Origin of the sequence: Haloferax sp. Atlit-12N (assembly GCF_003383095.1) — an archaeon.
Classification (GTDB): Archaea; Halobacteriota; Halobacteria; order Halobacteriales; family Haloferacaceae; genus Haloferax.
Genome location: NZ_PSYW01000001.1, coordinates 1,043,566 through 1,062,795, shown reverse-complemented (window position 1 = coordinate 1,062,795; position 19,230 = coordinate 1,043,566). Strand labels below are relative to the sequence as shown.

Genomic DNA, 19,230 nt, shown 5'->3' with positions numbered 1-19,230 from the left:
ACCCGACGCGATTTCTCACGACAGTTCCGACCGCGGTACCGTCGCAGCCTCCCCGTAGAGCGTCCGCGCCACGAGTAGTCCGACGACGACGACGAGCGCGACGCAGGCGAGGTACTCGACGCGGAAGCCGACCACCTCGGCCAGCGGGACGGCCACGAGCGGGCCGAGCGTCGACCCCGAATCGCCGAAGACGTTGTAGACGCCGCCGAGTTTGCCCACGTCGTCGGCCGGGCTGAGGTCGCCGAGATAGGCCAACAGCGGCGGGTTCGACCCGCCGACGCCGATGCCGATGAGCGCCACGCCCGCGAGCGTCGAGGGGAGCGTCGGTACGAGCGCCAACAGCGCGAACCCGGACGCGAGGACGCCCAGCGCGGGGAGGGTCAGCGCCGCGCGGTTCGACAGACGGTCGGAGTACCGCCCGACGACGAGCGTCGTGACGCTCGACGCGACGACGCCGACGGCCATCACGACGCCGCTGACGCCAGCCCCAGAGAGGCCGCCGAGCGAGATGTCGTTCGCCGTCGCGTACAGCACGGCCGTCGAGAGGAGGACGCCCGCGAACAGGAACCGGACGGCGAAGTTGACGGTACCGACGGTGAAGATGCGGATGTCCGAGCGCACCAGTCGCGGCACGTCGCGGAGCGAACTCGCCGCCGTCACGTCGGTCTGCACGTCCGGGAGGACGGAGACGGCGACGAGGGCGGCGAACAGCCCCGCGCACCCCGCGACGGCGAACGCGGTGGCGTAGCCGAACGCGTCGGTGACGAGGCCGCCGACCACGAGACCCGCGGGGAAGCCGAGGCTCTGCCCGCCGCGCATGTAGCCGACCCACTTCCCGCGGTTTTCGGCCGAGGTGACGTGCGTGATGGTGCTGAACGCGCCGACGAAGACGAACGCCGAGCCGACGCCCCAGCAGGCCCGCGACAGGAGGAAGATAGTCGCGCTGTCGAGCGGAATCGGCCCGGGATTCAGCCCGAGGACGTAGCCGAACGGCGACAGCCCCTGCACGACGAACCCGGCTATCATCGGCCGGCGCGTCCCCATCCGGTCGAGTATCTGTCCGGCGGGCGTGTTCACGACCAGTCGGGTGAACCGGTTCGCCGAGAGGATGAGGCCGACCACGAACGGCGTGATGCCGAGGATTGGGCCGAGCGTCGGGAGCGTCGGGAAGGCGACGCCCGCGCCGACGCCACCGAAGAAGACGCCGGCGATGAGGCTCCCGGCGACGAACTCGACTGACGGCTCGTCGCCGCCGAATAGCCGACTCACGCGGCCGACCCTCGAGAGGTGGACTCGGCGTGGTGGTTCGTGGAGTGCGTGGAGTGCGTGAGGTGCGAGGAAGCGGGCTGGCGAACGCGGGTTCGGAGGGCGTGCATCGAGAGGGTGCGCTATCGTGGGTGCACGCTCTTGGTGCTTTGCAATCGGGCCGTCTCGTCCGGGAACTGCGGGCGGCGAGCGGCGGCGGTCGAACGTCGTGGTCGCGGGAATCGCCGCGACCGTCTCAGAAGCGGGCTTTCAGCTCTTCGCGCAGGTCGTCGAGCGAGGCGTCCTTCATCGACAGCAGGACGAGCAGGTGGTAGACGAGGTCGGCGCTCTCGTAGAGCAGTTCCTCGTCGTCGTCGTCTTTGGCCGCGAGGATGGTCTCTGTCATCTCCTCGCCGAGCTTTTCGAGGACGTAGTTCTCGCCTTTCTCGTGAGTGAAAAGCGTCGTCGTGTAGGAGTCCTCGGGGAGTTCCGCCTTGCGCGACTCGATGGTCGCAAAGAGTTCGTCTAAGACCTCCTCGGTCGGGGTGTCGGCGTCCATGGTCGCACGACGGGCGGGCGCGGAAAAAGACCCTCTGGTTCCGGCGGGCGGCCGCCACTCCGCCAGTTAGCCGACCGCTTAGGCGTCGACTTCGACCGCGAGTTCGTCGAAGAACGCGAGGTCGTGGATGCGGCTATCGGGCGTCAGTTCGGGGTGGAACGAGGTACCGACGACGGGGCCGTCGCGGACGGCGACCGGGTTGCCGTCCCACTCGGCGAGCACCTCCACGCCCTCGCCGACCTCGTCGATGAGGGGCGCGCGGATGAACACCGCGGGGAACGGCGAGTCGAGGCCGGCCACGTCCAGCGGGGCCTCGAAGCTGTCGACCTGTCGGCCGAAGGCGTTGCGGTCGACCGTCACGTCGAGGAGGTCGAGCGTGGTCACGCGGTCGTCCTTGGCGTCGCGGGAGGCGACGATGAGGCCGGCGCAGGTGGCGAGGACGGGTTTGCCGGCGTCGACGTGGGCGCGAATCTCGTCGGCGATGCCCTCGCGTTCGAGAAGCCGGGAGATGGTCGTGGACTCGCCGCCCGGCATGAGTAACACGTCGCAGTCGGGGACGAGGCCGTCGCTTCGAATCTCGACGATTTCGGCGTCGACGCCGTGGGCCGCGGCGGCCCGCTCGACGGCGTCGGCGTGCTCGGACACGTCGCCCTGTACGGCGACGACGCCGGCGCGTAGCGTAGTCATGGAGGGGTCTCGGGAAGCCGCGGACAAAAAGCGTCCGTTCGGCGGTCGGCGCGGTTCAGATCGCGAGCGCGTTCAGCACCAGAATACCGATGCCGAACAGCGCTCCCGTGGCGACGACGGTCTTGGGGTCGACTCGAATCGCGTTGCGGTCCTCCGCGTCGAAGTAGCGGACGAGGCCCGCGCTCGACATCAGACCGCCGCTGTTCTGGCCCTTGCTCATGTTCCACCGTCCGTGCGTCCGCCGCGTAAACGTTTCGGCTCGCGCTCGAAACGTGCCCCGGCGCGGGCCGAAAAACGCGCTCATCGAACGAGCCCGCTCGCGGCCGTCTCGGGGACCGACGGGTCGGAATCCGTTTTGGATGATCGGAAGCACAACCGGAGAGCCGCGGCACCATGAGTAATCCTTATGCGCGGGGGCAGGCAAGTTGCGTCGGGATACGATGACTGTTCGACTCTTGGACTTCTACGCGGACTGGTGCGGCCCTTGTAAGACGCAGGACCCGATTCTCGACGACCTCGAGGGCGACTACGAGAACGTCGAGTTCGTCAAGGTCGACGTCGACGAGGAACAGGACGTTGCCAACCAGTATCAGGTTCGCTCGCTCCCGACGCTCATCGTCGAGAACGACGACGGCATCGTCGACCGTTTCGTTGGCGTCACCCAGCGCGACGACATCGAATCGGCGCTGAGCCAGGCCGGCGCGTAGGCGCGCCGCGGACCGCCGCGTTTTCCGACCCATCCAGATGGCCGCCGAGAGCGCCGCGAGCGCCGGCGGTGTGTCTCGCAAGCGTTATACGACCGGCGGGGGGACTCGTATGCATGGCTAGTGACGCTGCGACGAAGCGGACGCTCGAGAAGCAGATCTGCATGCGGTGCAACGCGCGCAACCCCCAGAAGGCAAAGCAGTGCCGCAAATGCGGCTACAAGCACCTTCGACCCAAGTCGAAGGAACGCCGCGCCGCGTAAGCCCGCACGCTTCTCTCTTAGGCGTCTCGCCGATACAGTTCGACCAGCACCGCGAGCAGCGCGAGCTGGACGAGTTTGTCCACGACGCCGCCGATTCCAAAGATATTCGGCCAGTTCAGCGCGACGTAGAGGACCACCTGTCCGGCGGTGAAGGGGATGCCGAGCAACACCACCCGCGAGCGGAGGCGCTCGTCGCCGCGCAGGATGCCCACGATGCCGGCCGCGAAGCCCGCGGCGGCCCCGATGAACGCGATGCCGAGTGGGTCGGCGAGGTTCGCGGCCAGCGCACCCGCGCCGAGCGCGAGGTGAATCAGCCCCGTCACGGCCGCCAGACCGACGCCGACGTAGTGTAGTCGCGTCAGGCCGCGCTCCGTTCTCTGGGTCGCCATCTCAGGCCTCCGGATACTTCGGCTCGTGGCGCTCCGCGCGCTCGATGGCGCGTTCGAGCGCATCGCGGACGGTGTCACCGCCGGCCTCGTTCTCGAAGGGGTCGCCGTGGCCGGCGTACAGCGCCTCGACCGTCGAGGGCAGGCGGTCGAGGAGCGTGTGCAGGCTGCTGATGAGGCGCTCGCGGGACTGGCCCGGCATGTCGGTGCGGCCGAAACTGCCGTCGTCGAACGCGCCGTCGTTGTAGACGAACACGTCGCCGGAGAACAGCGACCGCCCGCTCACGAGCGAGACGTGGTCGTCGGCGTGACCCGGCGTGTAGACGACCTCGAACGACTCGTCGCCCATCTCCACGTGGTCGCCGTCTTCGAGTTCGTGGGTCCGAAGCGGGTGGTCGGCGTAGGCGTACACGTCCGGGTCGAACCGCTCGACCACCGCGTCGAGTTCGCCCACGTGGTCCGAGTGCTGGTGGGTGACGACCACCGCGTCGAGGTCGTCTGTGTGTTCTGCGACGACCGACTCGACGCCGGGCATCGTCCCGGCGTCGACGAGGACGGTTCGCGCGCCGAGGACGAGGTAGGCGTTGCAGGTGAAGGTCTCGGCGTCGGCGGTGACTGGGATGACTTCCATACCTCCGCGTACGCGCCCGAACGGAAAAAGTCGGACGGGCGAGACGTTCCCCGCGACACCGAAACTCGCCCCCAAACGTCGAACTCGTGCGACAAATCCTTTTTGGGGCTCGGTCCTGTACGTATGAGTGTATGGGATTTGGGAGCTACGACGAGTCCGAACAAGGAGACCAGAACGTCGACTTCGACGAGGAAGACGGCGTCACGACGAGTGAGGAGAAACACGAGGGCGAAGTCGATTTCGAAATCGGCGCGTCCAACGACGAACTCCTCGACCGGCTCCAGGAGATTAAAGACGAGTGAAGCCGGGGTCTCGCGCCCTCGGGGTCGCGGAATCTTCCCCCGGGGCGGCGCGCGCACCCACAGACGACGCTGACGACGCTCATTTTTCGACAGACCCGTCTCCGGAGAGCGTCCTCTGCGGCGCGGTCGTCCGCGCCGACCGGGTCGTCGACGGCCTCGCCTTCGAGACGTGCACCGTCGGCGGCGACGACGCGACCGACGCCATCGCTTCGCTGTACGCCTCGCTCGGCCGCGAGGACGTGCGCTACCTGCTCGTCTCCGGTATCGCCCCGGCGTGGTTCAACCTCGTCGATATCGAACGCCTCGCGGCGGACCTCGACCGCCCGGTGCTCTCGGTCTCCTTCGAGGAGAGCGAGGGGCTCGAACCCGCGCTCGCCGAGCAGTTCTCGGGCGCGGCGCTCGACCGACGACTCGCCACGTACCGCGCGGCCCCGTCCCGCCGACCGCTCGATGTGAACGGCGAGTCGGTGTTCGTCCGGGCCGCGGGCTGTGACGACGACGAGGCCGCGCGGGTCGTCCGCGGCTTTACCCCGACCGGCGGCCGCCCCGAGCCGATTCGCGTGGCCCGGATGGCGGCCCGCGCCGCGCGACGCTTCGCCGGGGATTAAGCCGTCCCCGCCCTCGAACCGAGTATGGAACACATGGAGGGCCTCTGCGTGACGGGCTGTGAGCGATGCCCCGAACTCGTCGATTCGCGGAGTCGCATCGTCAACGGGGTCGGTCCCGACGACGCCGACCTGCTCTTCCTCGGCGAAGCGCCGGGCGCGAAGGAAGACGAGGGGGGCGAGCCGTTCGTGGGTCGCTCCGGCTCCGTGCTGGACGACGCGCTCCGCGAGGCCGGCCTCGCCCGCGCCGACGTTCGAATCACCAACTGCGTGCGGTGCCGACCGCCGGACAACCGCGACCCGACGAGCGACGAACTGTCGAACTGCCGGGGCTACCTCGCCCGCGAACTCGAACTCGTCGACCCCGAGCTAATCGTCACGCTCGGGAAAGTGCCCTCACAGCACCTGCTCGAACGTGGCGTCGCCATCACGAACGAGTCCGGGTCGGTCGTGGACGCCCGCGTCGGCGACGCCTCCTACCGCGTCCTCCTGTCGGTTCACCCCGCGGCGACGCTCTACGACCGGAGCCAGCGCGAGGGCTTCTTCGAGACTATCGCGCGCGCCGCCGACCTCTCGGGACTTGCCGACTCCTCGGACGGACAGGCCAGTCTCGGCGACTTCTGAGGTCGCGAGAGCACCCGTTCACCCCGACGTTCAGGCCGATGCGTCGTTGACCTCGATTCGCTCGCTGACTGGTTCTTCGGGCTGTTTCGCCCGCTTTTTCGCTCGGGCATGCTCCCTGAGGTGCGCGCCCGCATCGAGCGCGGTTTTGACGACAACCATGACGACGAGCGCCGCGGCGGGCGCGCCCGAGGCGGCGACGAGGAACGCGCCGAGGATGATAGTCAGGTGGAGGACGATGACCCGCCGGTACGGTTCGGACATCTGCGCGCCGGGCGAGACGCTCCGGTACTCCTCGCGGCCGACGAAGTTGGCGGCGAACGACCCGCCGTGGCTGAGGACCGTGGCGCCTGCCGCGAGGAGGACCGCGCCGAGCGGGACGCCGCCGACCGCGCCGGCCCCGACTGCGAAGGCGTCGAACGACCAGACGAACACGCCGTGGACGACCCAGAAAATCCCGTAGTGCATGGCGAAAAAGCCCGCGATGGGGACGTTCGAGGGGTAGAGGTGAAAGCCGTCGCGGGGGTCGTCGGGCGGCGAGAGGTCCACCTGCCGACCGTTGATGGTGGCGTTGATGCTCGACCCGCCGTCGCCGCGGCCGCTGGCGGCGAGAATCTTGGGGACGTTCTGGAGGCCGACGACGCCGCTTTCGAGCCAGTAGGCGACGAGGAGCGCCTTCAGGCTCCAGTCGAACCAGACGACGCCGACGAGCGGGACGAGGTTCGCGACCACGAGCGCGGCGAGGGCGACGGGCGAGGCGGCGAGACGCGACCCCGAGGAGGCGGAGTGCGGCGGCGAGGGAACGGAACGCGGCGACGACGGCATGGGCTACCGGTGAGACGTTGCGGACCGATAAAAACCGTACCGCGGGAGCGACCGTCGATTTCGAGCTTACTCCCAGATGGAGCGAGCCATCCGCTGGGGGAACTCGATGATGAGTTTGAGGACGCTCATGCTCTCTTCTTCCTCGCCGCGGATGTACGAGCGCACGCGCTGGCTCACGAACTCGACGGAGACGACGAGCACGAAGATGACGAGGATGGTCGCCATCATGTTCGTGTACTTGAACAGGCTCCGCTGGGTCTGCAGGACGTAGCCGATACCGCCGCCGCCGATGAGCCCCATGGTGACGGCGATGCGCGTGTTGATTTCGAGGATGTACATCGTCCACGCGATGAACGGTGTGAACACCTGCGAGAGCATCCCGAAGACGACCGTCTGTCGGCGGTTCGCGCCGGTCGATTCGATGGCCTCTATTGGGCCGTCTTCGACCTCTTCGAGCGCGTCGGTAAACAGGCGGCCGAGGTTGCCCATCGTGTCGGTCCCGATGGCGAGCGTCGCCGTGAACGGCGAGACGCCGCCGAGCGGGATGTAGATGAGCGCCCAGACGAGCGCCGGGATGGCGCGGATGACGCTCATCGTGCCGCGGAAGATGAAGTTGAACGGGTAGGGCGTCACGCGCTCGGAGCCGAGGACGCCGAGGAGGAGCGCACCGGGGATGCCGAGGACGGTCCCGGCGAAGCCCATCGCCAGCGTGACGATGGCCGCGCCGAACAGGTCGCGCTCCTGGATGAACTGCCAGTAGGAGCCGAAATCGACGAACGGGAGGCCGAACAGCGTCGTCCGCGGGAAGAAGTCCCCGAGGGCGTTCTGGAACTCCGGCCAGTAGTAGAGGATTTCGGCGACGGAGAAGCCGACCTCCGAGAGCGCCTCGAAGAAGAAAAAGCCGAAGACGACCGAGATGGCGAACGCCATCCCCCACTTGATTCGCTTCGTGAGGGTAATGTCCCGGAGCGCGCGGTTGAGCGACCCCGACTGGGCTTCGGCACCGCCGTCGGTTCGGGCGTCGCGGTGTCGGTCCTCGCCGCTTCGCGCGCCGTCGTCCGAGGTCGAGTCGCCGCCGCTCATGCGCTCACCTCGGTCCCCTCGCGGATGTCCGCGGTCTGGACGTCGCCGTAGATGCGGTCGATGACGTCGACCGTCAGGTCCTCGCGGTAGCCGTCGAAGACGAGTTCCCCGTCACGGAGCGCGAGGAACCGCTCCCCGAACTCGCGGGCGAGGTTCACCTGGTGGAGGCTCGCGAGCGTCGAGAGGTCGCGCTCCGCGGCCGCGCTTCGGATGTAGCCCATCACCGTCTCGGCGCTGGCGGGGTCGAGGCTGGCGACGGGTTCGTCGGCCAAAAGCAGACTCGGGCCCTGCACGAGCGCGCGGGCGATACCAACGCGCTGTTGCTGGCCGCCGCTCATGCTTCGAGTCCGCTGGTTCGCCTGGTCGAGTAATCCGACGGTCTCCAGCGCGCGGAGCGCCTCGTACTTGTCTTCCTCCGCGTGCCAGCCGACGAGGCTACGGAAGAACGAGGTCCGGTTGAGCGCGCCGGTCAGCGCGTTGCCGTAGGCGCTGAGCTGACCCAGCACGTAGTGTTGCTGGAAAATCATGGCCACGTCGTCGCGCGGGCCTTTGACCGGTTCGCCGTCGATTCGAATCTCGCCGGACGTTGGTTTCGTCAGGCCGTTCAGACAGCGAAGGAGCGTGGACTTCCCCGCCCCCGACTGCCCGAGGAGCACGGCGAACTCGCCGTCCTCGATGGTGAAAGAGACGTCGTCCAACGCCCGGACGTCGCCGAACGCTTTCGTGAGGTTACGTACTTCGATGGTACTCATGGTGTGTGGGCGGACTTCCCGCGTCTACGGTTCGTGGGCGCGGCACCGCCAAAATGATACTGCAATGGTATTGTTTGTGAGCCGATTACTGTCCGAGGGAGATTCCGAGCGTGTCGATGACGTTCTGAATCGGCTGGTAGTCATCGACGGTGCCCGGTTCGACGCCGGTGAACCAGAGCTGTTGGTCGTCGCCGAGGTCCTCGTTGATGAGGTCGTCCTGCGTGACGCTCGTGAGCGCGTCCGTCATCGACGACTTCAGGCCGGATTCCAGTTCGGAGCGCACGATTATCGGCGCGCGCGGGATGGGGTCGGAGGCCGCGAGCAGTTGGAGTTCGGGCTCCGCGGTCCCGAGGTCGCCGTCGTTCTCGGCGGAGGTGTCGAGGAACCGCTGGGGGAACTGGTCTTTCGGGACGTGCGGCGCGGTCGAGAACGCGCCCGTGCCGGCGGCGACGACCTCGTCGCGGTTGACGAGCGTCTCGCGGGCGGTCGCGTGGTCGGACCACTGGCCGGTGAAGTCGACGGGCTCGCCGTCGGGGGCGTTGCCCGTGTCGAGACCGGCCTGGTTCAGCATGTACAGCGGGAACAGCGACCCGCTCGTCGAGAGGCGGTCGGCGAACGCGATGGTCTCGCCTTCGAGGTCGGTGAGTTCCTCGATACCGCTGTCTGGCGTCGTCGTCATAATCGAGAAGTACTTCGCGGCGCCGTAGGCCACGCGGATGCCCATGACCTCGGTGACGCCCTCGTTGCCGCCCTGGATGGCGATGGTCGGCGACGAGTCGGCGAGGTCGGCCTGCCCGGATTTGAACGCCTGGTACACCGCGGCGTAGTCCGCGGCGACCGACGACTCGACGGTCACGTCCGTCTCGGATTCGAGGTACTCGAACAGCGGCTGATACTGCTGTTGAATGTCGACGTCCGATTCGGACGGCGTAAGGAGGAAGTTGACCGAATCCGACCCACCCGTGACACTACCGATACACCCGCTCAACCCCGAAAGACCGACCGCGCCGAGCGCGCCAGTCTTCTTGAGGAAACTCCGTCGGGAAGACATGTGATTCGTCAGAACACTCAGACACACTAAGGTTAAATCTTCCTATTCTTTCTCCCTATACATACATAGATATAAAGTCATATTGCGTACTCTGTGAGTAAACATAGAACAGTCGGGTGATTTTGTGATATCGCGGAGTCGCTCCCGGGTCGCCGGGGCGACCGTCGCCGCGACGGAAACTCACTTGCCTCCCGGCCTCGCACGTGTACGCATGAGCACGACACAACCGCCCGAGGAGACCCTCGCCGACGTGGTGATGGTGGACTACGGGCTCGGAAACCTCCGGAGCGCCATGCGCGGGCTCGAACGCGCCGGGGCGAACGTCGTCGTCTCCGACGACCCGGCCGACTTCGACGACGCCGACGGCATCGTCCTCCCCGGCGTCGGCGCGTTCTCCGAGGGCATGGAGAACGCCGGCCCGTTCCGCGAACCACTCGCTGAGGCCGCCGCCGACGGGACGCCCATCTTCGGTATCTGTCTCGGGATGCAGATGCTGCTTACCTCCTCCGAGGAGGCCGACCACGCGGGCGAGGGCGAGGTCGAAGGTCTCGACTTCATCCCCGGCCGCAACGTCCGCTTCGACGAGGGACAGAAGGTCCCGCACATGGGCTGGAACGAACTCAACGTCCAACGCGACCACCCGCTCGTCGAGGGCGTCGACGGCGAGTACGCCTACTTCGTCCACTCCTACTACGCCGACCCCGACGACGAGGACGCGGTCGTCGCCTCGACCGACTACGGCGTGGCGTTCCCCGCGGTCGTCGCCAACGAGGAGGGCACCGTCTTCGGCACGCAGTTCCACCCCGAGAAGTCCGGCGAGACCGGGCTGACCATCCTCCGCAACTTCGTCGAGTTCTGCGCGGAGCGATAGGCCGAATCTGCCTGCCCCGACGGTCTTTTGTCGCCGCTTCGTGAAGGGGTGTCCATGCAGGCAGTCACGCTCGGCCCGGCGGGCACGTACTCCCATCGCGCCGCCCGCGCGGTCGCCGACGACGTCGCCTTCCGAGAATCGGTCACCTCTATCGTCCAAGCGGTCGCCGACGGGTCGTTCGAGCGCGGCGTCGTTCCCATCGAAAACAGCATCGAAGGGAGCGTCACCGAGAGCCTCGACGCCGTGGCGAACTCGGACGTGAGCGTCGTCCAAGAAATCGTCACGCCCATCCGCCACGCGCTGTTGGCCCAGAGCGCGAACTTCGACGTCGTCGCTAGCCACTCGCAGGCGCTCGCGCAGTGCCGGTCGTACCTCGACGAGAACTACCCCGACGTGACGCTCGAAGCCGTCGCCAGCACGGCCCGCGGCGTCGAGCGTGCCCGCGCCGACCCGACGGTCGCGGGCATCGGCCACCCGGACAACGCTTCCGCGTCACACGCGGAAGGCAGTCAGACGGAGTCTGACGCGCCTGCCGACGACCTCGAAATCATCGCCGAGGACATCCAAGACCAGTCGTCGAACGCGACGCGGTTCCTCGTCATCGGGCCCGAGTCCGCCCGCTCGGACGCCGGCGGCAAGAGTTCGCTCGTCGTCTACCCGAACGCGAACTACCCCGGTCTCCTCTTGGAACTGCTCGAAGCGTTCGCCGAACGCGACATCAACCTCTCGCGCATCGAGTCGCGCCCGAGCGGGAACCGCCTCGGCGACTACCTGTTCCACATCGACGCCGACGCCGGCCTCTACGAAGAGCGGATGCAGGAGGCGCTCGAAGAGGTCGAGGGCATCGCCCGCAACGGCTGGGTTCGCGTCCTCGGGTCGTACGACACGCGGCACGTGCTGTACTGACGCGATTCCGACGCCGAGACGCCCACCCGCGTCCCGTCACATCCACCCGGACGCTCTCGAAATGTGGGTCTGGGCACATCTTTCTTTGCCGTCGGCGACGTATCTAGGCGCGTATGCAGCGAAATCCATTCGACGAGATAGAAGACCTGTTCGACCGGATGGGCCGGTCGTTCGAGGAGTCCGGTATCGGCCGGTTCCAAGACATCTCCCTCGATGTCGTCGATGCCGACGAGGCAATCGAGGTCGTCGCCGACCTCCCCGGTTTCGAGAAGGACGACCTCGACGTGAGCGTCAGCGGGCGGCGACTCACCATCGCGGCCGACCACGAGGAGTCGAGCGAGGTCGACGACGACCAGTACGTCCGCCGCGAGCAGAGCCAGCGGTCGGTCTCCCGGACGATTACGCTCCCCACCGAGGTCGTGCGCGACGAGGTGGCCGCGTCGTACCGAAACGGCGTCCTGACCGTGACACTCCCGAAGGCCGAACCCGCGGGCGACGACTCGACGCAAATCGACATCGAGTGACGCGGCTCATCTTTTGAATCTCGGTGCGTCGGTCGCTGTGGCGTGAGAATTGCTATCTGCGTTCCAGCAACGATTATCTCCTCAGACGGCGTCCATATGCCTCGGTGAAAACACACATGATGCGACGTACCAACCCCTTCGACGACTTCGAGGAACTGTTCGAGCGAATGTCCCGCCAGTTCGACGAGATGGGACGACAGTTCGACCGCTCGGGCATGATGGCGCAGGTCCGCCACGAGATGGCTATCGACGTCACCGACCACGACGGCGAAATCGTCGTCACGGTCGACCTCCCGGGCTACGAGAAGGAGGACATCTCCCTGTCGGTCGCCAACCGCACGCTGACCGTCGAGGCGACGCGCGAGATGTCCGACGAGCAGGCCGACGGCGAGTATCTCCGCCGCGAGCGCCGCCACGAGTCCGCCCGCCGCACGATTCGTCTCCCCGAGACGGTCGACGAGGACGGCGCGTCCGCCAGCTACCACAACGGCGTGCTGATGGTCACTCTCCCCAAGCGCGACGTCGAACCCGACGACTCCCGCCGCATCGACATCGACTGAGCGGTCGTCGTCGCTCGCACGCGTCTCTGACTCGCCGCCCGGATGGTCCCCTCGTGATGGGTGTTCCCCGTTTTCGTTTCTCCGTCTTCGTTTTGCGTCTCGATTCTCTCGTTTGTCCCGTGCCATCGTGAGGCAATATCTGCCGCAATCAGACAGCCGCGCAAGTCGAGTATAGGAGTTATTTTAGGCCGGGGTGCCACTACCACGGATATGGACTACGACCCGCAGGAACTCGAAGCGCGTTGGCGGGAGCGCTGGTCCGAGACCGGCCGATACGAGGCCGACCCGGACGCAGACGCCGACGACGCGACGTTCGTGACGGTGCCTTATCCGTACCCCAGCGGCGGGATGCACATCGGGCACGCGCGGACGTACACCGTTCCCGACGTGTACGCTCGCTACCGACGACAGCAGGGCGACAACGTCCTGTTTCCCATCGCGTGGCACGTCACCGGCACGCCGATTATCGGCGCGGTCGAGCGCCTGAAAAACCGCGAGGAGAAACAGCTCTCGGTTCTGACCGACACCTACAACGTCCCCGAGGACACGCTCTCGGACCTCGAATCGCCCATGGGCTGGGCGCGGTACTTCATCGAGGAACACTACAAGAAGGGGATGCAGTCGCTCGGCCTGTCGGTGGACTGGCGGCGCGAGTTCACCACGAACAACGAGCGCTACTCGAAGTTCGTCGAGTGGCAGTACCGGACGCTCCGCGAGCGCGGGCGACTGGAGAAGGGCCTCCACCCCGTCAAGTTCTGTACGAACGAGGAACAGCCGGTCACGACCCACGACCTGCTCGAAGGCGAGAACGCCGAGTTCCAAGAGTACACGCTGGTCCGCTTCGGCTGGGAGCGAGACGGCGGCGACGTGGTCGTCCCGATGGCGACCCTGCGCCCCGAGACGGTCCACGGCGTGACCAACGCCTACATCGACCCCGAGGCGACCTACGTGGTCGCCCAAGTCGACGGCGAGACGTGGTTCGTCTCCGAGTACGCGGCCGACAAACTCGAATATCAGGCCCGCGACGTGGAGGTTCTCGAAACCGTCGAGGGTGCCGAACTCGTCGGCCAGACCGTCGAAAACCCCGTCACCGGCGACGACGTGCTCGTCCTGCCGGCCGATTTCGTCGACGCCGACAACGCGACGGGCGTCGTCATGTCCGTCCCGGCCCACAGCCCCGACGACTACGTGGCGCTTCAGGAGGCCAAGGCCGACACCGACTACCTCGAATCGTTCGGCATCGACCCCGCCGACGTGGCCGACATCGAGCCGATTCCGATTCTCGACATCGACTCCGATGACGACACGTACGGCGAGATTCCCGCGAAGTCGGCCGTCGAGAACCGCGGCATCGAGTCCTCGGACGACCCCGCGCTCGAAAAGGCGACGAAGGACCTCTACAACAAGGAGTTCCACGCGGGTCGGCTCAAGGAGTTCTACGGCGACTACGCCGGCGGCCTCGTCGAGGAGGTCCGCGACGACTTCAAGGCCGACGGCATCGAGGCCGGCCAGTTCGACGTGATGCAGGAGTTCTCCGAGGAGGTCGTCTGCCGCTGCGGCGGCGACGTCGTCGTCGCGGAACAGGACACGTGGTTCCTCTCGTACGACGACGAGGACTGGAAACAGCTCGCCCACGACGTGGCCGACGGGCTGGACGCCATCCCCGAGAACACCCGCGACGAGTACCACCACACCATCGACTGGCTCAACGGGTGGCCGTGTATCCGCAACTACGGCCTCGGCACCCGCCTGCCGTGGGACGACCAGTTCGTCATCGAGCCCCTCTCGGACTCGACTATCTACATGGCGTACTACACCATCGCCCACCGCCTGCAGGAGATTCCGACCGAGGAACTCACGCAGGACTTCTTCGACGCGCTGTTCTACGGCCCCGAGACCGTAGAGGACGCGCCGGAGAAGGCGCTCGACCTCCGCGAGGAGTGGGACTACTGGTACCCTGTCGACTACCGGTTCTCCGGCAACGACCTCATCACGAACCACCTGACGTTCTACCAGTTCCACCACGGCGAACTGTTCGACGAGCCGCAGTGGCCGCAAGGCATCGTCATCATGGGCATGGGTCTGCTCGAGGGCCAGAAGATGTCGTCGTCGAAGGGTCACGTCGTCCTCCCCGGCGAGGCCATCGGCGAGTACGGCGCGGACACCGTCCGCTTCTTCCTGCTCAACTCCGCCGAACCGTGGCAGGACTACGACTGGCGCGACGACCTCGTCGGCTCGGTCCACGACCAACTGGAACGCTTCTGGAACCGCGCACAGGAGATTATCGCCGACCCCGGTCCGGACGAGCAGCCCGAACTGGAGACGGTCGACCGCTGGCTCCTGTCGAAACTGCAGGACACCGTCCGCGACGTGACGACCGCGATGGACGAATCCGAGACGCGCTCGGCCAGTCAGGCGGCGTTCTACAACTTCGAGGAGTCGCTTCGGTGGTACCGCCGCCGGACCGACCTCGACCGCCCGGCCGCGAAGTGGACGCTCCGGACGGTCCTCGAGACGCGCCTGCGCCTGCTCGCGCCGTTCATCCCGTTCATGACGAACGAACTGCACGAGCAGTTGACCGGTACGCCCGCCGAGGACGCGCCATGGCCCGAACCGGACGCCGAGTTCGAAGACGAGTCGGTCGAACTCGAAGAGCGACAGGTCGAGCGCCTGACCGAGGACGTGCGCGACATCATCGACGTGACCGACTCCGACCCCGATACCATCCGGGTCTACGTCGCCGCCGACTGGAAGCGCGACGTGTTCGAGACGGTCGTCGAAAACGGTGACAACGTCGGCGCAATCATGGGGCAGGTCATGCAGGACCCCGACCTGCGCGAGAAGGGCAACGACGTGAACGACCTCGTGCAGGACCTCGTCGACCAGACCCGCGGGCGCGACGAATCGACGCTCCGCGCGCAACTCGAACTGGACGAGGCCGGCACCTACGAGCGCGCTGCCGACTTCCTCGCCCGCGAGTTCGACGCCGAGGTCGAGGTGTTCGCCGAGGACGACCCCGACATCGTCGACCCCGCCGACCGCGCCTCGAAGGCGATTCCGTTCCGCCCCGCGGTCCACCTCGAATAGCCGGGCGCGCCGCGACACGACCGGATTCTATTTTCAGCGCTGATACGCAGCCGGATTCACTGCGAAAGAACACCTATTGGACCGGTTATTCGGGCTCTCCCCTAGATTTACGATATCACATGAGATAATTAACACATGCTGTGCAAGGCATGCGAAGTCGAGATGTATCGCGTAGACGACGAAAAGCGGACCGACCTCGAAGACAGGCGGACCTACGAGTGCCCCGACTGCGGCGCGACCGAAGAGCGGGCGAAGTACCGGCATTGGTGAGGTCGGCCCCTCAGTCCGTCGTTCGACTTATCGTCTCGTCGAACTAACACTATCGCATGAGCGAAGACGACTCGCTGAGCCTCGCACAGAAGGCCTACCACACCGTCACGCCGGGGTCCCGAATGCGCCCCGACAGCGAGATGGACTCCATCGGGTGGACGATGCTTCTCATCCTAGTCGTCCTGTTGGTGCCGTTTCTGCCCTTCATCGCCATCGTCTACGTCCTCTCGAAGGTGTTCGGCTACCTCAACGCGCAGCGCGGCCCGAACCCGTAGCTCGGGGCGTCGGACCGCAAAAGAGAACGGTGAATGCCAGTCGCGTCGCGTCTGACGACCTTACTCGGCGAGCCCGAGGAGGTCGAACGCGTAGCCGTTGTCGTTTTCGAACGCGTGTTCGTAGGCGACGTGGGCCGCCGCGACGTCCTGAATCGCCAGTCCCGTGGAGTCGAAGACGCTGATGCCGTCGGCGTCGGTGCGGCCGTCGAGGTTGCCGAGGACGATGTCGCCGATTGCGCCGTGGATGTCGTCGTCGGTGAGGACGCCCTGATTGTACGGGACGTTGATTTCGCCGGAGTGGGTGGTCTGAGCGTGGTCGTCGATGACGAGTTTAGCGTCCAAGAGCACGTCGTCGGCGAGTTCGTGTTTGCCCTCGGCGTCGGCACCCATCGCGTTGATGTGGGTGTGGTCGCCGACCGCGTCGCGCGGGACGATGGGCGACTCGACGGGCGTCACGGTCGACAGCACGTCACAGCTGGCGGCCTCCTCGATGGAGCCGGCGCGGATGTCGAACTCGTCTTCGAAGGCGTCGATGAAGTCGGCGACGCGCTCCTCGTCGAGGTCGGAGATGACGACTTCCTCGATGTCGCGGACCTCGCTGATGGCGCGGAGTTGCGTGTACGACTGGACGCCTGCGCCGACGATACCCATCGAGGAGGCGTCCTCCACGGCGAGGTAGTCGGTGGCGACGGCCGCGGCCGCGCCGGTGCGGAGCATCGTGAGTTCCGTCCCGTCGAGGAGCGCCAGCGGGAAGGCGTTCTCGGGGTCGGAGTAGATCATCGTGCCCATGACGGTGGGCAGGTCGTACTTGTCGCCGTTGTCGGGGTGGACGTTGACCCACTTGATGCCCGCGGCGTCCCAGTCGCCCGCGTCGAGGTAGGCGGGCATCGACCGGAAGTCGCCGTTGTACTGCGGCAGGTCGATGTAGGACTTCGGCGGCATCTGGGCGTCGCCGGACTCGTAGGCGGCGAAGGCGTCCTCGATGGCCGAGATGAGCTCCGGCATCTGGACGTTCTCGTGAACGTCGTCCTTGTTCAACAGCAGCGTCTTGCGCATGGGGACACGTTGCCGTACCTGCTACTTAGTTCGTTCCATTTCTAAACACAACTGCAAGTGTATCTTAGAAAGTGAGAGAATTATCCAACTTCTAAGCAGTCGGTGGCGCAACGTGGTCGGCGCTCGCCCGCCCGTCGGGGAGCGGTGCAATGACGCTCGTCGGATGCTCGTCGGTTGGTCTCCGCCGCGTACCGTCGTTCGGACGGTCCAGCCGCTGCTCATCGGAGGTTGACAGCTGTCTTCGTCAAAAAGTGAGAGATTCGTCGCGCGGTGCAGGCGTCGGGGGATGGGGTGTGAAGTCGTTAGCCGATCTTCACATCGCGCCGCCCATACCGCCCATGCCGCCCATGCCACCCATGCCGCCGGGTGCGCCGCCCTCGTCGTCACCGTCGCCGCCGGTGGAGAGGTCACCGGCCGCGATGATGTCGTCTATCTTGAGGACGAGGTTGGCGGCTTCGGAGGCGGAGGCGACAGCCTGCTCTTTCGCGTGGGCCGTCTCGACGACGCCAGCCTCGAAGGCGTCTTCGACCTCGCCGGTGAAGACGTTCAGACCGGCGCGGACCTGACCTTCTTCGTGGGCCGCGCGGAGGTCGACGAGCGTGTCGATGGAGTCGAGACCGGCGTTCTCGGCGAGGACGCGCGGAACGAGTTCGAGCGCGTCGGCGAACGCCTCGACGGCGAGCTGCTCGCGCCCGGAGACGGAGTCGGCGTAGTTGCGGAGGCGCGAGGCGAGTTCGACCTCGATAGCGCCGCCGCCGGCGAGCACGCGACCGTCGGCGACCGTGGACGCGACGACGTCGAGGGCGTCCTGGACGCCGCGTTCGAGTTCGTCGACGACGTGGTCGGTGGAGCCGCGGAGCAGGAGCGTGACGCCGTGGACGTCGTCGCCGATGCCCTCGACGTAGAACAGCTCGTCGGCCTCGTCGCGGCGGACGGAGGCGCGACCGAGGTCGGCGGCCTCGATGGAGTCGAGGTCGGAGACGACCGCCGCACCGGTGATGTTCTTGAGGAAGCGGATGTCGGACTTCTTCGTCCGGCGGACCGCGAGGATGCCCTGCTTTGCGAGGTAGTGCTGAGCGAGGTCGTCGATGCCCTTCTGGCAGAAGACCACGTCAGCGCCGGAGTCGACGATCTGGTCGACCTTCGCCTTCAGCTGGGCTTCCTCTTGGTCGAGGAACTTCTGGAGCTGGTCGGGGCTCTCGATGGAGACGTTCGTGTCGATGTCGGTCTCCTCGACCTCGACGGGCTCGTTGAGCAGCAGCACGTCGGCCTCGTCGAACTGGACCGGCATGTCGTCGTGGACGGGGTCCTTGTCGATGACGGCACCGGTGAGGAGCTCGGACTCGGACGCGGAGCGGCCGGTCTGCGTCTCGATGGAGATGTTCTCGAGGTCGACGACGTGGGAGCCATCGTTGGCTTCGACGGTGACCTGACGGACGGCGCGGACGATGAGGTCCGCGAGCAGCTCCTTGTTGAGCTCGGAGCTCTTGCCCGTCATGGAGGTCTCGGCGACCTTCTTCAGGAGTTCCTCGTCGTCGGGGTCGACGCGCTCTGCGATGTCGTCGATTTCCTCGCGCGCCTTCTCGGAGGCGAGGTTGAAGCCGCGGATGATGGCCGTCGGGTGGATGTCCTGTTCGAGGAGGTCCTCGGCGTTCTTGAGGAGTTCACCCGCGATGGCGACCGCCGTCGTCGTTCCGTCGCCGGCCTCGTCCTCCTGCGTCTCGGCGACTTCGACGATCATCTCGGCCGTCGGGTTGTCGATGTCCATCTCTTTGAGGATGGTGACGCCGTCGTTCGTGATGGTGACGTCGCCCATCGAGTCGACGAGCATCTTGTCCATCCCTTTCGGGCCGAGTGTGGAACGTACCGCCTCGGCGACTGCTCGTGCGGCGCGGATGTTGTACGCCTGCGCGTCGCGGTCCTTGACGCGCTGTGCATCCTCGCCCATGATGATCATCGGCTGACCC

At 66.5% G+C, this 19,230-nt stretch carries 23 protein-coding genes; 11 read left to right on the top strand and 12 right to left on the bottom strand.

Annotation, left to right across the window (positions count from 1 at the left end):
• Positions 1-15: 15 nt before the first annotated feature.
• The 4 genes from C5B90_RS05560 to C5B90_RS05545 form a co-directional block, all read right to left on the bottom strand.
• Positions 16-1,269 (bottom strand): MFS transporter, encoded by a 1,254-nt coding sequence (locus C5B90_RS05560; protein ID WP_115879737.1) that lies wholly within the window; start codon positions 1,267-1,269, stop codon positions 16-18.
• 232 nt (positions 1,270-1,501) lie between these two features.
• Entirely contained in the window at positions 1,502-1,804 is a 303-nt protein-coding gene (hisE, locus tag C5B90_RS05555) for a phosphoribosyl-ATP diphosphatase (RefSeq protein ID WP_115879735.1), read from the bottom strand.
• 78 nt (positions 1,805-1,882) lie between these two features.
• The gene (pdxT, locus tag C5B90_RS05550) at positions 1,883-2,491 is read right to left on the bottom strand and encodes a pyridoxal 5'-phosphate synthase glutaminase subunit PdxT (protein WP_115879733.1); all 609 of its coding nucleotides are present in this window, start codon (positions 2,489-2,491) and stop codon (positions 1,883-1,885) included.
• A gap of 55 nt (positions 2,492-2,546) precedes the next feature.
• Complete coding sequence (locus tag C5B90_RS05545) at positions 2,547-2,711, bottom strand: preprotein translocase subunit Sec61beta (protein ID WP_115879731.1); 165 nt, start codon at positions 2,709-2,711, stop codon at positions 2,547-2,549.
• A 205-nt stretch (positions 2,712-2,916) separates the two neighbouring features.
• Here C5B90_RS05545 and trxA point away from each other — a divergent pair, with 205 nt between their 5' ends.
• Complete coding sequence (trxA, locus tag C5B90_RS05540) at positions 2,917-3,198, top strand: thioredoxin (RefSeq protein WP_394295171.1); 282 nt, start codon at positions 2,917-2,919, stop codon at positions 3,196-3,198.
• A 113-nt stretch (positions 3,199-3,311) separates the two neighbouring features.
• The gene (locus C5B90_RS05535) at positions 3,312-3,458 is read left to right on the top strand and encodes a 50S ribosomal protein L40e (RefSeq protein ID WP_004044485.1); all 147 of its coding nucleotides are present in this window, start codon (positions 3,312-3,314) and stop codon (positions 3,456-3,458) included.
• A 17-nt stretch (positions 3,459-3,475) separates the two neighbouring features.
• On the opposite strand, the gene C5B90_RS05530 is transcribed toward C5B90_RS05535, so the two are convergent.
• The gene (locus C5B90_RS05530) at positions 3,476-3,847 is read right to left on the bottom strand and encodes a hypothetical protein (RefSeq protein WP_115879729.1); all 372 of its coding nucleotides are present in this window, start codon (positions 3,845-3,847) and stop codon (positions 3,476-3,478) included.
• 1 nt (position 3,848) lies between these two features.
• Positions 3,849-4,475 carry an MBL fold metallo-hydrolase gene (locus C5B90_RS05525; RefSeq protein ID WP_115879727.1) on the bottom strand — a complete coding sequence of 209 codons (627 nt, stop codon included), beginning with the start codon at positions 4,473-4,475 and terminating at the stop codon, positions 3,849-3,851.
• A 131-nt stretch (positions 4,476-4,606) separates the two neighbouring features.
• Here C5B90_RS05525 and C5B90_RS05520 point away from each other — a divergent pair, with 131 nt between their 5' ends.
• The 3 genes from C5B90_RS05520 to C5B90_RS05510 are packed head-to-tail and all read left to right on the top strand — an operon-like array spanning position 4,607 to position 6,006.
• Entirely contained in the window at positions 4,607-4,777 is a 171-nt protein-coding gene (locus C5B90_RS05520) for a DUF5786 family protein (protein ID WP_004044482.1), read from the top strand.
• Positions 4,774-5,385 (top strand): DUF99 family protein, encoded by a 612-nt coding sequence (locus tag C5B90_RS05515; RefSeq protein WP_115879726.1) that lies wholly within the window; start codon positions 4,774-4,776, stop codon positions 5,383-5,385. The genes C5B90_RS05520 and C5B90_RS05515 overlap by 4 nt, the downstream gene beginning before the upstream one ends.
• 24 nt (positions 5,386-5,409) lie before the next feature.
• On the top strand, positions 5,410-6,006 hold the full coding sequence (locus tag C5B90_RS05510; protein WP_115879724.1) for a uracil-DNA glycosylase family protein: 597 nt from the start codon (positions 5,410-5,412) through the stop codon (positions 6,004-6,006).
• A 30-nt stretch (positions 6,007-6,036) separates the two neighbouring features.
• Here C5B90_RS05510 and C5B90_RS05505 read toward each other — a convergent pair whose 3' ends face one another.
• The 4 genes from C5B90_RS05505 to phnD form a co-directional block, all read right to left on the bottom strand.
• Positions 6,037-6,828 (bottom strand): DUF6498-containing protein, encoded by a 792-nt coding sequence (locus C5B90_RS05505; protein ID WP_115879722.1) that lies wholly within the window; start codon positions 6,826-6,828, stop codon positions 6,037-6,039.
• A gap of 66 nt (positions 6,829-6,894) precedes the next feature.
• Positions 6,895-7,911 (bottom strand): phosphonate ABC transporter, permease protein PhnE, encoded by a 1,017-nt coding sequence (gene phnE, locus C5B90_RS05500; protein ID WP_233511898.1) that lies wholly within the window; start codon positions 7,909-7,911, stop codon positions 6,895-6,897.
• Complete coding sequence (locus C5B90_RS05495) at positions 7,908-8,663, bottom strand: phosphonate ABC transporter ATP-binding protein (RefSeq protein WP_115879720.1); 756 nt, start codon at positions 8,661-8,663, stop codon at positions 7,908-7,910. Before C5B90_RS05495 ends, phnE begins: the two co-directional genes overlap by 4 nt.
• Before the next feature lie 85 nt (positions 8,664-8,748).
• On the bottom strand, positions 8,749-9,714 hold the full coding sequence (gene phnD, locus C5B90_RS05490) for a phosphate/phosphite/phosphonate ABC transporter substrate-binding protein (RefSeq protein ID WP_115879718.1): 966 nt from the start codon (positions 9,712-9,714) through the stop codon (positions 8,749-8,751).
• 211 nt (positions 9,715-9,925) lie between these two features.
• Between phnD and hisH the strand changes: the two genes are divergently transcribed.
• The 6 genes from hisH (at position 9,926) to C5B90_RS05460 (ending at position 16,207) form a co-directional block, all read left to right on the top strand.
• A complete protein-coding gene (gene hisH, locus C5B90_RS05485) occupies positions 9,926-10,585 on the top strand; it encodes an imidazole glycerol phosphate synthase subunit HisH (protein WP_115879716.1) in 660 nt (219 codons plus the stop codon).
• A gap of 54 nt (positions 10,586-10,639) precedes the next feature.
• A complete protein-coding gene (pheA, locus tag C5B90_RS05480) occupies positions 10,640-11,491 on the top strand; it encodes a prephenate dehydratase (RefSeq protein WP_115879714.1) in 852 nt (283 codons plus the stop codon).
• 113 nt (positions 11,492-11,604) lie between these two features.
• A complete protein-coding gene (gene hsp14 / locus C5B90_RS05475) occupies positions 11,605-12,015 on the top strand; it encodes an archaeal heat shock protein Hsp14 (protein WP_115879712.1) in 411 nt (136 codons plus the stop codon).
• Between the two features lie 116 nt (positions 12,016-12,131).
• Positions 12,132-12,575 carry an archaeal heat shock protein Hsp14 gene (hsp14, locus tag C5B90_RS05470; protein ID WP_115879710.1) on the top strand — a complete coding sequence of 148 codons (444 nt, stop codon included), beginning with the start codon at positions 12,132-12,134 and terminating at the stop codon, positions 12,573-12,575.
• Between the two features lie 210 nt (positions 12,576-12,785).
• Positions 12,786-15,662, top strand: coding sequence for a leucine--tRNA ligase (gene leuS / locus C5B90_RS05465; RefSeq protein WP_115879708.1), 2,877 nt, complete (start codon positions 12,786-12,788; stop codon positions 15,660-15,662).
• 326 nt (positions 15,663-15,988) lie between these two features.
• The gene (locus C5B90_RS05460; protein ID WP_115879706.1) at positions 15,989-16,207 is read left to right on the top strand and encodes a hypothetical protein; all 219 of its coding nucleotides are present in this window, start codon (positions 15,989-15,991) and stop codon (positions 16,205-16,207) included.
• Positions 16,208-16,267: 60 nt separating this feature from the next.
• On the opposite strand, the gene C5B90_RS05455 is transcribed toward C5B90_RS05460, so the two are convergent.
• Entirely contained in the window at positions 16,268-17,263 is a 996-nt protein-coding gene (locus tag C5B90_RS05455) for an ornithine cyclodeaminase family protein (RefSeq protein WP_115879704.1), read from the bottom strand.
• 313 nt (positions 17,264-17,576) lie between these two features.
• Positions 17,577-19,220 (bottom strand): thermosome subunit beta, encoded by a 1,644-nt coding sequence (gene thsB / locus C5B90_RS05450; protein WP_115880594.1) that lies wholly within the window; start codon positions 19,218-19,220, stop codon positions 17,577-17,579.
• Positions 19,221-19,230: the final 10 nt, after the last annotated feature.

Excerpts from the sequence above, each read along its gene's own strand:
- hisE (WP_115879735.1), bottom strand. The coding sequence starts at position 1,804 with ATGGACGCCGACACCCCGACCGAGGAGGTCTTAGACGAACTCTTTGCG.
- pdxT (WP_115879733.1), bottom strand. The coding sequence starts at position 2,491 with ATGACTACGCTACGCGCCGGCGTCGTCGCCGTACAGGGCGACGTGTCC.
- C5B90_RS05545 (WP_115879731.1), bottom strand. The coding sequence starts at position 2,711 with ATGAGCAAGGGCCAGAACAGCGGCGGTCTGATGTCGAGCGCGGGCCTC.
- C5B90_RS05535 (WP_004044485.1), top strand. The coding sequence starts at position 3,312 with ATGGCTAGTGACGCTGCGACGAAGCGGACGCTCGAGAAGCAGATCTGC.
- C5B90_RS05530 (WP_115879729.1), bottom strand. The coding sequence starts at position 3,847 with ATGGCGACCCAGAGAACGGAGCGCGGCCTGACGCGACTACACTACGTC.
- C5B90_RS05525 (WP_115879727.1), bottom strand. The coding sequence starts at position 4,475 with ATGGAAGTCATCCCAGTCACCGCCGACGCCGAGACCTTCACCTGCAAC.
- C5B90_RS05520 (WP_004044482.1), top strand. The coding sequence starts at position 4,607 with ATGGGATTTGGGAGCTACGACGAGTCCGAACAAGGAGACCAGAACGTC.
- C5B90_RS05510 (WP_115879724.1), top strand. The coding sequence starts at position 5,410 with ATGGAACACATGGAGGGCCTCTGCGTGACGGGCTGTGAGCGATGCCCC.
- C5B90_RS05505 (WP_115879722.1), bottom strand. The coding sequence starts at position 6,828 with ATGCCGTCGTCGCCGCGTTCCGTTCCCTCGCCGCCGCACTCCGCCTCC.
- phnE (WP_233511898.1), bottom strand. The coding sequence starts at position 7,911 with ATGAGCGGCGGCGACTCGACCTCGGACGACGGCGCGCGAAGCGGCGAG.
- C5B90_RS05495 (WP_115879720.1), bottom strand. The coding sequence starts at position 8,663 with ATGAGTACCATCGAAGTACGTAACCTCACGAAAGCGTTCGGCGACGTC.
- phnD (WP_115879718.1), bottom strand. The coding sequence starts at position 9,714 with ATGTCTTCCCGACGGAGTTTCCTCAAGAAGACTGGCGCGCTCGGCGCG.
- hisH (WP_115879716.1), top strand. The coding sequence starts at position 9,926 with ATGAGCACGACACAACCGCCCGAGGAGACCCTCGCCGACGTGGTGATG.
- pheA (WP_115879714.1), top strand. The coding sequence starts at position 10,640 with ATGCAGGCAGTCACGCTCGGCCCGGCGGGCACGTACTCCCATCGCGCC.
- hsp14 (WP_115879712.1), top strand. The coding sequence starts at position 11,605 with ATGCAGCGAAATCCATTCGACGAGATAGAAGACCTGTTCGACCGGATG.
- hsp14 (WP_115879710.1), top strand. The coding sequence starts at position 12,132 with ATGATGCGACGTACCAACCCCTTCGACGACTTCGAGGAACTGTTCGAG.
- leuS (WP_115879708.1), top strand. The coding sequence starts at position 12,786 with ATGGACTACGACCCGCAGGAACTCGAAGCGCGTTGGCGGGAGCGCTGG.
- C5B90_RS05460 (WP_115879706.1), top strand. The coding sequence starts at position 15,989 with ATGAGCGAAGACGACTCGCTGAGCCTCGCACAGAAGGCCTACCACACC.
- C5B90_RS05455 (WP_115879704.1), bottom strand. The coding sequence starts at position 17,263 with ATGCGCAAGACGCTGCTGTTGAACAAGGACGACGTTCACGAGAACGTC.
- thsB (WP_115880594.1), bottom strand. The coding sequence starts at position 19,220 with ATGATCATCATGGGCGAGGATGCACAGCGCGTCAAGGACCGCGACGCG.